The organism is Pseudomonas sp. BF-RE-25, assembly GCF_019956105.1.
Lineage (GTDB): Bacteria > Pseudomonadota > Gammaproteobacteria > Pseudomonadales > Pseudomonadaceae > Aquipseudomonas > Aquipseudomonas migulae.
Map to the genome: position 1 here is coordinate 21,889 of NZ_JAHBDB010000044.1, position 13,901 is coordinate 35,789.

Genomic DNA, 13,901 nt, shown 5'->3' on the forward strand with positions numbered 1-13,901 from the left:
CGTCCCCCAAGCGGGACGTCAATTCTCCGACGACAAGATCATTAGGGGCTTGTTACATGTCTGCTTCCCTCGCATTCGTCTTTCCAGGACAGGGTTCGCAGTCCCTCGGCATGCTGGCCGAGTTGGGCGCGCAACATCCGGTGGTCCTCGAAACATTCAAAGAAGCATCCGACGCGCTCGGTTACGACCTGTGGGCACTGACCCAGCAAGGGCCGGAAGAGCAACTCAATCAAACCGATAAAACCCAGCCGGCCATTCTGACCGCCTCGATCGCCTTGTGGCGTCTGTGGCTGGCGGAAGGCGGTGCGCGTCCGGCTTACGTTGCCGGTCACAGCCTGGGCGAGTACAGCGCCCTGGTCGCTGCGGGCAGCCTGAGTCTGGGCGACGCGGTGAAACTGGTGGAGCGTCGCGGTCAGTTGATGCAAGAAGCCGTTCCGGCCGGGCAGGGCGGTATGGCTGCCATTCTCGGTCTGGACGATGCTGACGTACTGGCAGCCTGTGCCGAAGCGGCGCAAGGCGAAGTGGTCAGCGCGGTCAATTTCAACTCTCCGGGTCAAGTCGTGATCGCCGGTGCCAAGGCGGCGGTCGAGCGCGCCATCGAAGGCTGCAAGGCCCGTGGTGCCAAGCGCGCCATGCCATTGCCGGTCAGCGTGCCGTCCCATTGCGAGCTGATGCGTCCAGCCGCCGAGCGTTTCGCCGAGTCGATCGCTGCGATCAACTGGCAGGCACCACAGATTCCTGTGGTACAAAACGTCAGCGCAAACGTGCCGGCCGATCTTGAGACCCTCAAGCGCGATCTGCTTGAGCAGCTCTACAAGCCTGTGCGCTGGGTTGAATCGGTCCAGGCGCTGGCCGCCAAGGGCGCGACCCAGTTGGTCGAATGCGGCCCTGGCAAAGTGCTGGCAGGCTTGAACAAACGCTGCGCCGAAGGCGTATCGACATCCAACCTCAATACCCCAGACGCCTTCGCTGCCGCCCGTGCAGCGTTGGCCTGAATCAGGAGAAGCTTGCATGAGTCTGCAAGGTAAAGTTGCACTGGTCACCGGTGCGAGCCGCGGTATCGGCCAGGCCATCGCCCTGGAACTGGGTCGTCAGGGCGCCATTGTTGTGGGCACCGCGACATCCGCCTCGGGTGCCGAGCGCATCGCCGCTACCCTGAAAGAAAACGGTATTCAAGGCACTGGCCTGGAACTGAATGTCACCAGCGACGAATCCGTTGCCGCTGTGCTGGCGAGCATCCAGGAGCAGTTCGGTGCGCCGGCGATCCTGGTCAACAATGCCGGCATCACCCGCGATAACCTGATGATGCGCATGAAAGACGACGAGTGGCATGACGTTGTCGATACCAACCTGAACAGTCTGTTCCGCCTCTCCAAGGGCGTTTTGCGCGGTATGACCAAAGCCCGTTGGGGACGAATTATCAGTATTGGCTCGGTTGTGGGTGCCATGGGCAACGCAGGCCAAGTAAACTACGCTGCCGCCAAGGCAGGTCTGGAAGGTTTCAGCCGTGCTCTGGCGCGTGAAGTCGGTTCGCGTTCGATTACGGTAAACTCGGTGGCCCCTGGGTTCATCGACACCGATATGACCCGCGAACTGCCCGAGGCACAGCGTGAAGCCTTGCAGACGCAAATTCCGCTGGGTCGTCTGGGGCAAGCTCAAGAGATCGCGTCTGTGGTCGCTTTTCTTGCATCCGACGGTGCGGCTTACGTTACTGGGGCTACAATCCCGGTGAACGGCGGGATGTACATGAGTTAAATGTGACGGATTGCTTCAAAAAAATGTCATACGAGCTGTCTAAAATCCGTTATAAAGCTGCAATCTATTTATAGGCAGAGGGTCACGGGGTTTGAGGAGTGAAGCTTTCAGTTGAAAAACTGAAAAGTCTTTCTATACACTTACCCACTGGCCAGCTGCCTGAATTTGTCCATTAGGAGTGAAAACAAGGTATGAGCACCATCGAAGAGCGCGTCAAGAAAATCGTTGCTGAGCAACTGGGCGTTAAAGAAGAAGAAGTGGTCAACACTGCTTCCTTCGTTGAAGACCTGGGTGCCGACTCCCTTGACACCGTTGAGCTGGTGATGGCTCTGGAAGAGGAATTCGAGACCGAAATCCCTGACGAAGAAGCTGAGAAGATCACTACTGTACAAGCTGCAATCGACTACGTTACTAGCCACCAGGCGTAATAGTTTGTAATCGTTGCTTGCTGTCATGGAAAAACCGCACTGCCATCATGGCGTGCGGTTTTTTCTTTAGGCCTGATGCAAAGTCGTCATTTGAAAAAGGAGAGTGCTGTGTCGCGTAGACGCGTCGTAGTCACCGGTATGGGTATGTTGTCGCCACTGGGCACGGATGTGCCGAGCAGTTGGCAGGGCATTCTGGCTGGCCGTAGTGGCATTGGTCTGATCGAACACACCGACCTTTCTGCCTATTCCACCCGTTTTGGCGGCTCGGTAAAGGGCTTCAATGTCGAGGAATACCTGTCGGTCAAGGAAGCTCGCAAGCTCGACCTGTTCATTCAGTACGGTCTGGCCGCAGGTTTTCAGGCGGTGCGTAACGCCGGTCTTGAAGTTACCGACGCCAACCGTGAGCGCATCGGCGTGGCCATGGGTTCGGGTATTGGCGGTCTGACCAATATCGAAGAAACCAGCCGCACGCTGCATGATTCCGGCCCACGACGGATCTCTCCGTTTTTCGTGCCTGGCTCGATCATCAATATGATTTCCGGTTTCCTGTCGATCCACTTGGGTGCACAGGGACCTAACTACGCCATCGCCACCGCGTGCACCACCGGTACGCACTGCATCGGCATGGCTGCTCGCAACATCATGTACGACGAAGCCGACGTGATGATTGCCGGCGGCGCCGAGATGGCGGCTTGCGGTCTGGGCATGGGCGGCTTCGGTGCCTCCCGCGCGCTGTCGACCCGCAACGACGAGCCGACCCGCGCCAGCCGTCCATGGGACAAGGGCCGTGACGGCTTCGTCCTGTCCGACGGTGCCGGTGCGCTGGTGCTTGAAGAGCTGGAACACGCCAAAGCTCGCGGCGCGACCATCTACGCAGAACTGATCGGCTTTGGCACCAGTGGCGATGCCTACCACATGACGTCGCCGCCGGCTGACGGTGCGGGTGCTGCTCGTTGCATTTCCAACGCCCTGCGCGATGCGAAGATCAATAGCGATCAAGTCCAGTACATCAACGCCCACGGTACGTCGACTTCGGCCGGCGACCTTGCCGAAGCCTGCGCGATCAAGTCGGTGTTCGGCGATCACGCCTACAAGCTGGCGGTCAGCTCGACCAAGTCCATGACCGGTCACCTGTTGGGTGCGGCGGGCGCAGTCGAGGCGATCTTCAGTGTGCTGGCGATCAATAGCCAGGTGGCACCGCCGACCATCAACCTCGACGAGCCGGACGAAGGCTGCGACCTGGACTTCGTGCCGCACACCGCGCGCAACATGGACATCGATGTGGTCCTGTCCAACTCCTTCGGGTTTGGCGGTACCAACGGCTCGCTGGTGTTCCGCCGGTTCGCTGACTGATGGACAGCTGGGTCGACGGTCAGCCGGCTGACGCTCTGTCGCTGAAGGATCGCGGCCTGGCTTACGGTGATGGTCTGTTCGAGACCATTGCCGTGCAGAACGGGCAGCCGCTGTTGCTGGACCGGCATCTGTCGCGTCTGGCGCAAGGCTGTTCACGCCTAGCGATCACGGCCGATCACGCGCTGATCCGCAGCGAGCTGCTGGCCTACGCCGCAGCACTGGGCGAGGGCGTGCTCAAACTCATCCTCACCCGCGGCGACAGCCTGCGCGGTTACGCGCCCGATCCTGCGGCCCAGGCCCGACGCATTCTTCAGGGCAACCCGCCTGCCGCTTACCCTGTCGCACATGCGGAGCAGGGCGTTCGCCTGTTTCCTTGCGCTACACGACTGTCCAGACAACCCTTGCTCGCCGGGCTCAAACACCTGAACCGTCTTGAGCAAGTCATCGCCCGTTCCGAATGGCAAGACACCGAGCATGCCGAAGGCTTGATGCTCGATCAGGGCGGGCGAGTGATTGAGGGTGTGTTCAGCAATCTGTTCCTGGTCCGCGATGGTGTGTTGATCACTGCCGATCTCAAGCGCTGCGGTGTGGCCGGCGTGATGCGCGCCGAATTATTGTTTCAAGCCGAGTCGCTGGGGATTCCCACGCAAATCACCGACATTACCCTCGAACAGCTGCAATGGGCTGATGAGGTCTTTATCTGCAACAGCGTGTATGGCGTTTGGCCGGTGCGCGCCTATGCAGCTCTGAGCTGGCCGGTTGGGCCGCTCACCCGTAAACTCCAAACCATTGCCCGCGCGCTACTGGATGCTTGATACGTGAGACGTAAATTCTTGCTGCTGCTGGAAACCGGACTGGTTCTGGCAGGGCTGTGTCTGGGCGCTTCGGCCTGGAAGATTCATTCGGCGCTGGAACAGCCGCTGAACATTACCCAGGAACAACTCCTGGAAGTGCCCAAAGGCACGACACCCACCCGCACTTTCTATCGACTCGAAGCCGATGGCGTCATCAAGGACGCTTTCTGGTTGCGTGTGTACTGGCGCTTCAACCTGGCCGGGCAACCGTTGCACAAAGGTGAGTACCGCATGCAGCCCGGCATGACGGTGGAAAACCTTATCGACCTGTGGAAACGCGGGGAAATGGTGCAGTACAGCCTGACGCTGGTCGAAGGCTGGAATTTCCATCAAGTGCGTGCCGCGCTGGCCAAGGATGAAAAACTTGAGCAGACGCTGAACGGCTTGAGCGATAGCGAAGTGATGGACAAGCTCGGTCACGCCGGGATCTTTCCGGAAGGTCGATTCTTCCCGGACACCTACCGTTTCGTGCGTGGCATGACGGACGTCGAGCTGCTGAAAAAAGCCTACGACCGCCTCGACGAAGTCCTTGCCAAGGAGTGGGGGCAGCGCGCGGCTGATGTGCCGTACACCGAACCCTACCAGGCGCTGATCATGGCTTCGCTGGTGGAAAAGGAAACCGGCGTACCGCAAGAGCGTGGCCAGATTGCCGGCGTGTTCGTGCGGCGCATGGAAATGGGCATGCTGTTGCAGACCGATCCAACCGTGATCTACGGCCTCGGTGATCGCTACAACGGCAAGTTGACCCGCGCCCACCTCAAGGAAGCGACCCCTTACAACACCTACGTGATTACCGGCCTGCCGCCGACACCGATCGCGATGGTCGGCCGCGAAGCGATCCATGCGGCACTCAACCCGGTGGCCGGCAACAGTCTGTATTTTGTCGCGCGCGGCGATGGCAGCCACGTGTTCTCCGATGATCTGGATGCTCACAACAGCGCGGTGCGTGAATTCCAGCTCAAGCGTCGCGCCGATTACCGCTCCAGCCCGGCGCCGGTCACCGCGCCAGAAGCGACGAATGAGCAGGCTCCGATCCCGGCGGCTTCGCCTGACCCGGCCCCGGAGGCGTTGGCGCCAGTGACGCCGCCAGAGCCGGCTCAAGAAACGACTCAAGAACCTGCTAAAGAGCCCGCTGCTGCACCCGCGCCCGAATCGGATGCAACCGCGCCGCAAAGCCCGCAATGATTCTGACTAAGGACTGCCTGTGACTGGCTTGTTTATTACCCTGGAAGGCCCCGAAGGCGCCGGCAAAAGCACCAATCGCGAATACCTCGCCGAGCGCCTGCGCGCCGCCGGTATCGAAGTGGTGCTGACCCGCGAGCCGGGCGGCACGCCTTTGGCCGAAAAGATCCGCGAGGTGCTGTTGGCGCCAGTCGATGAAACCATGGACCCCGACACCGAGTTGTTGCTGGTGTTTGCCGCGCGCGCCCAGCATCTGGCCGGCGTGATCCGCCCGGCGCTGGCCCGTGGCGCGGTGGTGTTGTGCGATCGCTTTACCGACTCGACCTACGCCTATCAGGGTGGCGGTCGCGGTTTGTCACTGGAACGCATCGCTACGCTGGAAAACTTCGTTCAGGGCGAGCTGCGCCCGGACCTGACGCTGATTTTCGATCTGCCGGTGGAAGTGGGTCTGGCCCGCGCCAGCGCTCGCGGTCGTCTGGATCGCTTCGAGCTCGAAGGCCGGACGTTTTTCGATGCGGTGCGCAGTGCGTTCCTCAAACGCGCTGAAGCCGACCCGGCGCGATATGTGCTGGTCGACGCCGCCCAGCCGCTGGCGCAGGTTCAACAGTCGCTGGACGCCTTGTTGCCGCGTCTGCTGGAGCTGACCCGTGGCTGAAGCCTATCCGTGGCAGGACAGCCTCTGGCAGCAGTTGGCAGGTCGCAAACAACATGCGCACGCCTATCTGCTGCACGGCCCGGCCGGGATCGGCAAGCGAGCGCTGGCTGAGCGCCTGATGGCCAGCCTGCTGTGCCAGCGCCCGACCGCACAGGATGCTTGCGGCGAATGCAAATCCTGCCTGCTGCTCAAAGCCGGCAGCCACCCTGACAACTACATCCTCGAGCCGGAAGAAGCCGACAAGGCGATCAAGGTCGATCAGGTCCGCGAACTGGTCAGCTTCGTGGTCCAGACCGCGCAGATGGGCGGGCGCAAAGTGGTGTTGATCGAGCCAGTCGAGTCGATGAACATCAACGCCGCCAACGCCTTGCTCAAAAGCCTTGAAGAGCCGTCCGGCGATACGGTGCTGTTACTGGTCAGTCACCAGACCAGTCGGTTGTTGCCCACCATCAAAAGCCGCTGCGTGCAGCAAGCCTGTCCACTGCCAAGCGAGGCCATGAGTCTTGCGTGGCTGGCCAAGGCGTTACCGGACAGCTCGGAAGAAGAGCGCGTCGAATTGCTGACCCTGGCCGCCGGCTCACCGCTGGCGGCGGTGAATTTGCAGGCTCAGGGCGTGCGCGAGCAGCGGGCATTGGTGGTCGACGGTGTGAAGAAGTTGCTCAAGCAGCAGCAATCGCCGACTCAACTGGCCGAAGGCTGGAACGCGATTCCGCTGTTATTGCTGTTTGACTGGTTCTGCGACTGGTCGAGCCTGATCCTGCGGTATCAGCTGACTCAGGATGAAGACGGGCTGGGATTGGCCGATATGCGCAAGGTGATTCAATACCTGGCGCAGAAAAGCGCTCAGGACAAAGTCCTGAACATTCAGGACTGGATCCTCGCCCAGCGCCAAAAAGTCATGAGCAAGGCCAACCTCAATCGGGTGCTGTTGCTTGAAGCGCTGCTGGTGCAATGGGCGTCATTGCCTACCCAGAAGTGACCGACTGGGCCTATCCTCTGAACATCAGCAGCGGAGGTCAGCATGAATGAAGCCGTCAATCCGGGGCCGCGCAACGGTATTTTGTCCCTGACCATCAAGGACAACTCCGTGCTCTACGCGGCCTACATGCCCTTCATCAAGAACGGTGGCCTGTTTATCCCGACCAACAAGAGCTACAAGTTGGGCGATGAGGTATTCATGCTGCTGAACCTGATGGACGAGCCGGAGAAAATTCCGGTCGCCGGCAAGGTTGCCTGGATCACCCCCAAAGGCGCGCAAGGCAACCGGGCCGCTGGCGTCGGCGTGCAGTTCAACGACGGTGACGACACCGCGCGCAGTCGAATCGAAACCCACCTGGCCGGAGCCCTGAAGTCCGACCGTCCCACTCATACGATGTAAGTTGCAGCCCTTTTTATGCTCGTAGATTCCCATTGTCACCTTGATCGCCTTGACCTCGCCGCCCATGACGGCTCGCTGGATGCCGCACTCGACGCGGCCCGCCAGCGCGGGGTAGGGCACTTTCTGTGTATCGGCGTCAGTGTCGACAACGCCGCAGACGTCAAAGCCCTGGCCGAACGTTATGACGATGTCGACTGTTCGGTCGGCGTGCACCCGTTGGACGTGCAACCGGGCGCTGCGCCAGCGCTGGACTGGCTGCTGCAGGAGCTCAATCACCCGCGTGTGGTCGCGATTGGTGAAACCGGCCTGGATTATCACTACGAGCCCGAAGCGGCGGAGTTGCAGCAGGAGTCGTTTCGCCTGCACCTGCAAGCCGCGCAGCAGACCGGCAAACCGGTGATCATTCACACACGTGGTGCCCGGGCGGACACGCTGAACCTGTTGCGCGAGGCCGCGTTGCCCCAGGCTGGCGTTTTGCATTGCTTTACCGAAGATTGGGACATGGCCAAAGCGGCGCTGGACATGGGTTATTACATTTCCCTGTCTGGCATCGTCACTTTCCGCAATGCCGATGCGCTGCGTGACGTGGCCAGTAAAGTGCCTGCCGACCGATTGCTGGTGGAAACCGACTCGCCGTACCTGGCGCCGATCCCTTATCGCGGCAAGCCGAACCTGCCGCAATATGTGCGGGAAGTGGCAGAGTTTCTGGCAATGCTACGCGGTGAATCCTACGAGCGATTTGCCGCGCAGACGACCGAGAACTTCAAGCGACTGTTCCCGCTGGCGCATGTGAAAGGTTAAATCGCAGGCAAAAAAAACCCGGGTTCTGGGGGGTGAATCCGGGTTAAGACCATTAGGAGTAAAACAATGGTACGCGGTCCGTTGGTACCAATATCGACGCGGCACTTGGGGGAGATGCCCCGCCGACAGTTGAAGTATTGATCAGTATTGCGCTGAGTCCAGTTTACCGGCCCAGGTTTTTAAACAATTTTGGAATACAGGCGCTTCGGAAGAGTTCTCATTAAAAGCTGGTGCTGACAGAATTCATCTAGAAACACAGATATGGAAGGATGATCCGTGCATTTTGCCGCAAGTTAGGCATAATACGCGGCTTCGAATTTTGACCCCGACAGACCTTTTCTTATGCATAAAGAACCTCGTAAGGTCCGTGAATTTCGTCGCCGCGAGCAAGAAATTCTCGATACCGCGCTCAAGCTGTTCCTCGACCAAGGTGAAGACAGTGTCACCGTCGAGATGATTGCTGATGCCGTCGGTATCGGCAAAGGCACAATCTACAAGCACTTCAAATCCAAGGCGGAGATCTACCTGCGCCTGATGCTCGATTACGAGCGCGATTTGAACGAGCTGTTGCATTCGGCCGATGTCGACAAGGACAAGGAAGCGCTGTCCCGGGCCTACTTCGAATTCCGCATGCGCGATCCGCAACGTTACCGCTTGTTCGATCGCCTGGAAGAAAAGGTGGTCAAGGGCAATCAGGTGCCGGAGATGATCGAGGAGCTGCACAAGATTCGCGCCTCGAACTTCGAACGCCTGACCCTGCTGATCAAGGGCCGGATCAGTGAAGGCAAGCTCGAAGACGTGCCGCCTTACTTCCATTACTGCGCATCCTGGGCGCTGGTGCACGGTGCCGTGGCGCTGTATCACTCGCCGTTCTGGAGCAATGTGCTGGAAGATCAGGAAGGCTTCTTCCAGTTCCTGATGGACATAGGCGTGCGCATGGGCAACAAACGCAAGCGCGACACCGACACGCCGAGTAGCTGAGTCATTCAGTTGCCTAATTGCGCCATGATTTCGCTATATGGCGCAGTACCTCAGTAATATACTCAGGCATGGGACTTGCTAAAACTTGATTTGTGAGTCAAGTTTTACGTCGTCCGAATTCCTTGTGCCGGAGTGACCATGATCGTTGACCGTCAAGGCAGGCGTTTTCGTAATCTGCGAATCAGCCTGACCTCCGCCTGCAATTACGCGTGTACCTATTGCGTGCCTAACGGCAAGCGGCTGGTCGCTGCGCAGGATGAACTGTCGGCCGAAGCCATGGCACGCGGCGTTGCCTACCTGATTGAGGCGGCGGGGATAGAGAGACTGCGCATCACCGGCGGTGAGCCGTTGGTCAGCCCCAAGCTCGAAGCCTTCATGACCGCTGTCGGGCAGATGGGCCTGCAAGACATCAGCCTGACCACCAATGGTCAATTGCTGGCGAAAAAACTGCCCCTGCTGGTCGATGCCGGCATTCGTCGCATCAATGTTTCCCTCGATACCCTGGATGCCTGCGCATTCCGCAGCATTGCTCGCGGCGGCGATCTGGCGACTGTGCTCGATGGCATGGACCAGGCCAGCGCTGCCGGCATGAAGATCAAGGTCAACATGGTGCCGCTGCGCGGGCAGAACCTCGATCAAGTCATGCCGCTGCTCGATTACTGCCTGGAGCGTGGCTATGAATTGCGCTTCATCGAACTGATGCGCATGGGCCACCTGGCCAACGACAACAACGCATTCCTGCAACAATTCGTCAGCCTGCAACAGCTGCTGAGCCTGATCGGTGATCGCTATGAGTATCTCCAGGCCGATGCGCCGGTTGACGCCACGGCGGTGCGCTATGAAATTCCGGGGCAGGGCTATTTCGGCGTAATCGCCAACGAAAGTGTTCCGTTCTGTCGGACCTGCTCGCGGCTGCGCCTGTCTTCAACCGGGTGGCTGCATGGCTGCCTGTCGTCGAGCAACCGTCACTATGTCGGCGATCTGTTGGACAAACCTCGCCATCAGGCATTGCCGGCTTTGCAGCGACTCTTGGTGAAGGCCTTGGGTGACAAGCAGGAAGTGGCGTTTTCCGGTGGTGCGACCGTCATGAAGATTATCGGTGGCTGATCTACCGTCTTCGCGGGCAAGCCTCGCTCCTACAGGGATCGTGTACAACCTGTAGGAGCGAGGCTTGCCCGCGAATGCGTTCGAACAGGCAACGACGTTCTGGAGCTGGCGCGGAAGCTGCATCCCATGGCCATTCGCCGGTTTTCCGTCACCGGCCTCTGGAGGGTAGGATGCGTAGCCTGGTTTTGCTGCTGGCCGTTTTGGCGCTTGGTGGCTGCATGAATGTCAGCGATCTGGCTGAAGGGACTCGCTACCACATGAGCGACGCGGGTCTGCTTGACCACAGCGACAGCCGCCGCGTGAACAACCTGCGCATTCAGCCGGATTCGTTCGTCTATATCGCCCAAGGCGCCTTTGTGCCGCCGGGCAGTGCGGTCTACCCGCGACCTAACGTGATCGCCGAAGTCGCCTTCGACGGTTTTATCGAATACTTCCCGATGGTCCGCCGCGCACACACGCCGGAAGGCCTCGAGCAGGCGATGGGCGAAGCCCGTGCGGTCGGTGCGCATTACCTGCTCTACACCCGTTTCGCCAAGTCTGACGACCGTATCGGCAACACGGACGAATGGCTCGACCAGGAAGCCGTGGATCGTCTCGGTATCGACTCCGGCGTGATTCAGATCATGTTGATCGAGACCAGCACCCAGTATTTGATTGATACTGCACGTATCAAGAGTCGTGGCGGTTTACTGACGTTCTACGACAAAAAGCCAGAAGACCTGATGGGCCCGCCGCTGCGGCAATACGCGCGCAGCCTGCTGGGGCTCAGCGACCAGTAATTCCAAGGAGAACGCCATGAGTGGTCCGCAAAAAGCCAACGACCTGTTGGGGCAAATCCCCAAGACCCAAGGCTTGCCACCGGTCCACTTGTGGAACCCCGACTTCTGCGGCGACATCGACATGCGCATCGCCCGCGACGGCACCTGGTATTACCTGGGCACGCCGATCGGGCGCAAGCCGATGGTCAAACTGTTCTCCACCATCATTCGCCGCGACGGCGATGATTACTTCCTCATTACCCCGGTCGAGAAAGTCGGCATCAAGGTTGACGATGCTCCGTTCGTGGCGATTGCCGTGGATGTTGAAGGCGAGGGTGAAGCCCAGGTCTTGCGCTTCACTACCAATGTGGATGAAACCGCCGAGGCCGGTGCCGACCATGCGATCCGCGTGGTGATTGACCCGGTGACACAAGAGCCTGCGCCTTACGTGCATGTGCGCACCAATCTCGAAGCGCTGATTCATCGCAATGTGTTTTACCAATTGGTGGAGCTGGCGGTGACTCGTGAAATCGATGGGCAGCGTTGGCTGGGCGTATGGAGTGGCGGCATCTTCTTCCCCATCGGCCTCGAGCCGTAACACATATCCCTGTGGGAGCGGGCTTGCTCGCGAAAGCGGTGTGTCATTCAGCAGAGATGTTGACTGAGATACCGCATTCGCGAGCAAGCCCGCTCCCACATTGGGTTTATGTGCTTTTCAAAAAATCAAATTGACACCCAATCATATGATGATTAGCGTGGACAACCATCGCGAACGGCATTGTGCCGTCCCTGCATCGAGGTGCCCATGTCCAGCAGTTTTCACGCATCGACGGTCGATTGGCTGGGTTGCTGGATTGCGGCGGGCCAGGTAAAACCCGGCGAAACCCTCAAGGTTGAGGCCGACCTGGGCGAGCAGCTCGGCGTCAGTCGCACCGTCATCCGCGAAGCCATCAAAACCCTGGTCGCCAAAGGCATGCTCGAAGTCGGGCCGAAGGTTGGCACTCGGGTATTGCCGGTGCGGCGCTGGAACCTCTTCGACCCGCAAGTCGTCGGCTGGCTGTCCCGCAGCGGCCTGCCGGAAAACTTCGTCGACGACCTCCTCGATTTACGCCGCACCATCGAACCGATGGCCGTGCGCTGGGCCTGTGAGCGGGCGACCGTCGAGCAGGTGCAAGCGGTGCTTCAGGCCTATAACGCGCTGGAGCGAGCGGTGCACAGCGGCATCGATTACAACCGTGCCGACCAGTTCTTCCACGAGTGCATCCTCGCGGCCAGCCACAATCAATTCATCGAACAAATGGTCCCGGCCCTCGGCGCGTTGCTGGCGGTGTCTTTTGAAGTCTCCGCCGCCGATCCGGACGAACTGCGCCGCACGCTGCCGATTCACAAAGACATGGCCGACGCCATCGCCGCCCGCGACGCGGCACGCGGTGTGTGGGCCTGCATGACCCTGATCGACAACGCCGACCTGGCCATCAAACGCTTCTACCCAAAAGTCATGGCCGACAAAAAAGCCGGCTGACAACGAATAACCCCTGTAGGAGCGAGCCTGCTCGCGAAAAACTTCAAGGCAGCGCGTTTATGCAGCGGACACGCGTTACCGTTGACGTCCATCGTGAGCAAGCTCGCTCCTACAAACAAGAACAACGCAGGAGGTTTCATGGAATGGACCGCAGTCACCGGACACCGGGCACGCCTCGGCGAAGGCCCGTTCTGGGATGCGCCGACGCAGGCCCTCTATTGGGTGGATATCGCCGGCAAACAGGCACTGCGCCTGATCGGCGCCAACGTGCAGATCTGGCAGATGCCCGAGCACGTGTCGGCTTTCATTCCCTGCGAAAGCGGCGATGCGCTGGTGACGTTGAGCAGTGGCGTGTATCGGCTCGACCTGGATTCACCAGGCCTTGAGCCACGGCTGACCTTGTTCTGCGTCGCCGACCCGCAGCCGGGCAATCGCGGCAACGAAGCCCGTTGCGATGCCCAAGGGCGACTCTGGCTCGGCACCATGCAAAACAACATCGGCGAAAATGGCGAAGACCTGCCCGTTGTGCGGCGTTCCGGCGGCTTGTTTCGTATCGACCGCGATGCCCGGGTCACGCCGCTGCTGCGCGGTTTGGGCATTCCCAACACGTTGTTGTGGAGCGATGACGCCACCACGCTTTATTTCGCCGACAGTCTGGATGGCACGCTCTACCAGCATTTCATCCGCACCGACGGCGGCCTCGATCCCGCGCTGGTCTGGTTCGGCCCGCATCAACGTGGCGGCCCCGACGGCTCGGCGATGGATGCCAGAGGTTATATCTGGAACGCGCGCTGGGACGGCAGCTGCCTGATCCGGCTGACACCGGATGGGTATGTCGATCGCATAATCGAATTGCCAATCAGTCGCCCGACCAGTTGTGTCTTCGGTGGCGCCGACCTGAAAACCCTCTACATCACCAGCGCTGCGAGCCCGCTCAACCATCCGCTGGACGGCGCGGTGTTGTCGATCCGAGTCGATATACCAGGAAAGGCCTGTACGAGATTTTCCGGTTAAATCCCAAAATATGGGATGTAAAATTATATATTGAGATTATTTGGTGGTCGGGTTTATAGTCGGCTCCAATCAGTTACACGCACTCACACTTAAAAAAACAAAACAGGTGAAGT

16 protein-coding genes are annotated in these 13,901 nt (G+C 59.6%); all 16 read left to right on the forward strand.

Annotated features, from left to right (window positions below):
* Positions 1 to 56 precede the first annotated feature (56 nt).
* Complete coding sequence (gene fabD, locus KGB24_RS19580; RefSeq protein ID WP_192227907.1) at positions 57 to 995, forward strand: ACP S-malonyltransferase; 939 nt, start codon at positions 57 to 59, stop codon at positions 993 to 995.
* A 16-nt stretch (positions 996 to 1,011) separates the two neighbouring features.
* Positions 1,012 to 1,755: a 3-oxoacyl-ACP reductase FabG gene (gene fabG, locus KGB24_RS19585; RefSeq protein WP_007942004.1), complete on the forward strand. Its 744-nt coding sequence runs from the start codon at positions 1,012 to 1,014 to the stop codon at positions 1,753 to 1,755.
* Between the two features lie 191 nt (positions 1,756 to 1,946).
* Positions 1,947 to 2,183, forward strand: a complete 237-nt coding sequence (acpP, locus tag KGB24_RS19590) for an acyl carrier protein (protein WP_003175607.1) — start codon at positions 1,947 to 1,949, stop codon at positions 2,181 to 2,183.
* A 108-nt stretch (positions 2,184 to 2,291) separates the two neighbouring features.
* A complete protein-coding gene (gene fabF, locus KGB24_RS19595) occupies positions 2,292 to 3,536 on the forward strand; it encodes a beta-ketoacyl-ACP synthase II (RefSeq protein ID WP_008031595.1) in 1,245 nt (414 codons plus the stop codon).
* A complete protein-coding gene (pabC, locus tag KGB24_RS19600) occupies positions 3,536 to 4,351 on the forward strand; it encodes an aminodeoxychorismate lyase (RefSeq protein WP_008031597.1) in 816 nt (271 codons plus the stop codon). The genes fabF and pabC overlap by 1 nt, the downstream gene beginning before the upstream one ends.
* A gap of 3 nt (positions 4,352 to 4,354) precedes the next feature.
* Positions 4,355 to 5,575, forward strand: a complete 1,221-nt coding sequence (gene mltG / locus KGB24_RS19605; protein ID WP_008031601.1) for an endolytic transglycosylase MltG — start codon at positions 4,355 to 4,357, stop codon at positions 5,573 to 5,575.
* Positions 5,576 to 5,594: 19 nt separating this feature from the next.
* The gene (gene tmk / locus KGB24_RS19610; RefSeq protein ID WP_223415228.1) at positions 5,595 to 6,227 is read left to right on the forward strand and encodes a dTMP kinase; all 633 of its coding nucleotides are present in this window, start codon (positions 5,595 to 5,597) and stop codon (positions 6,225 to 6,227) included.
* A complete protein-coding gene (locus KGB24_RS19615) occupies positions 6,220 to 7,206 on the forward strand; it encodes a DNA polymerase III subunit delta' (RefSeq protein WP_008031605.1) in 987 nt (328 codons plus the stop codon). Before tmk ends, KGB24_RS19615 begins: the two co-directional genes overlap by 8 nt.
* Before the next feature lie 42 nt (positions 7,207 to 7,248).
* Positions 7,249 to 7,605, forward strand: coding sequence for a PilZ domain-containing protein (locus KGB24_RS19620; RefSeq protein WP_008031608.1), 357 nt, complete (start codon positions 7,249 to 7,251; stop codon positions 7,603 to 7,605).
* Positions 7,606 to 7,620: 15 nt separating this feature from the next.
* On the forward strand, positions 7,621 to 8,406 hold the full coding sequence (locus KGB24_RS19625) for a TatD family hydrolase (RefSeq protein ID WP_008040884.1): 786 nt from the start codon (positions 7,621 to 7,623) through the stop codon (positions 8,404 to 8,406).
* Positions 8,407 to 8,748: 342 nt separating this feature from the next.
* A complete protein-coding gene (locus KGB24_RS19630) occupies positions 8,749 to 9,387 on the forward strand; it encodes a TetR/AcrR family transcriptional regulator (RefSeq protein WP_008031613.1) in 639 nt (212 codons plus the stop codon).
* Positions 9,388 to 9,525: 138 nt separating this feature from the next.
* On the forward strand, positions 9,526 to 10,494 hold the full coding sequence (locus tag KGB24_RS19635; protein WP_223415227.1) for a GTP 3',8-cyclase MoaA: 969 nt from the start codon (positions 9,526 to 9,528) through the stop codon (positions 10,492 to 10,494).
* Between the two features lie 170 nt (positions 10,495 to 10,664).
* Entirely contained in the window at positions 10,665 to 11,273 is a 609-nt protein-coding gene (locus KGB24_RS19640) for a DUF4823 domain-containing protein (protein WP_008031616.1), read from the forward strand.
* Positions 11,274 to 11,289: 16 nt separating this feature from the next.
* Positions 11,290 to 11,850, forward strand: coding sequence for a DUF1285 domain-containing protein (locus tag KGB24_RS19645; RefSeq protein WP_223415226.1), 561 nt, complete (start codon positions 11,290 to 11,292; stop codon positions 11,848 to 11,850).
* Between the two features lie 207 nt (positions 11,851 to 12,057).
* Entirely contained in the window at positions 12,058 to 12,774 is a 717-nt protein-coding gene (locus KGB24_RS19650; protein WP_008031621.1) for a FadR/GntR family transcriptional regulator, read from the forward strand.
* A 138-nt stretch (positions 12,775 to 12,912) separates the two neighbouring features.
* Positions 12,913 to 13,788: an SMP-30/gluconolactonase/LRE family protein gene (locus KGB24_RS19655; protein WP_223415225.1), complete on the forward strand. Its 876-nt coding sequence runs from the start codon at positions 12,913 to 12,915 to the stop codon at positions 13,786 to 13,788.
* Positions 13,789 to 13,901: the final 113 nt, after the last annotated feature.

Excerpts from the sequence above, each read along its gene's own strand:
- KGB24_RS19635 (WP_223415227.1), top strand. The coding sequence starts at position 9,526 with ATGATCGTTGACCGTCAAGGCAGGCGTTTTCGTAATCTGCGAATCAGC.
- fabG (WP_007942004.1), top strand. The coding sequence starts at position 1,012 with ATGAGTCTGCAAGGTAAAGTTGCACTGGTCACCGGTGCGAGCCGCGGT.
- KGB24_RS19625 (WP_008040884.1), top strand. The coding sequence starts at position 7,621 with ATGCTCGTAGATTCCCATTGTCACCTTGATCGCCTTGACCTCGCCGCC.
- fabD (WP_192227907.1), top strand. The coding sequence starts at position 57 with ATGTCTGCTTCCCTCGCATTCGTCTTTCCAGGACAGGGTTCGCAGTCC.
- pabC (WP_008031597.1), top strand. The coding sequence starts at position 3,536 with ATGGACAGCTGGGTCGACGGTCAGCCGGCTGACGCTCTGTCGCTGAAG.
- KGB24_RS19620 (WP_008031608.1), top strand. The coding sequence starts at position 7,249 with ATGAATGAAGCCGTCAATCCGGGGCCGCGCAACGGTATTTTGTCCCTG.
- acpP (WP_003175607.1), top strand. The coding sequence starts at position 1,947 with ATGAGCACCATCGAAGAGCGCGTCAAGAAAATCGTTGCTGAGCAACTG.
- KGB24_RS19650 (WP_008031621.1), top strand. The coding sequence starts at position 12,058 with ATGTCCAGCAGTTTTCACGCATCGACGGTCGATTGGCTGGGTTGCTGG.
- KGB24_RS19640 (WP_008031616.1), top strand. The coding sequence starts at position 10,665 with ATGCGTAGCCTGGTTTTGCTGCTGGCCGTTTTGGCGCTTGGTGGCTGC.
- KGB24_RS19630 (WP_008031613.1), top strand. The coding sequence starts at position 8,749 with ATGCATAAAGAACCTCGTAAGGTCCGTGAATTTCGTCGCCGCGAGCAA.
- KGB24_RS19645 (WP_223415226.1), top strand. The coding sequence starts at position 11,290 with ATGAGTGGTCCGCAAAAAGCCAACGACCTGTTGGGGCAAATCCCCAAG.
- KGB24_RS19655 (WP_223415225.1), top strand. The coding sequence starts at position 12,913 with ATGGAATGGACCGCAGTCACCGGACACCGGGCACGCCTCGGCGAAGGC.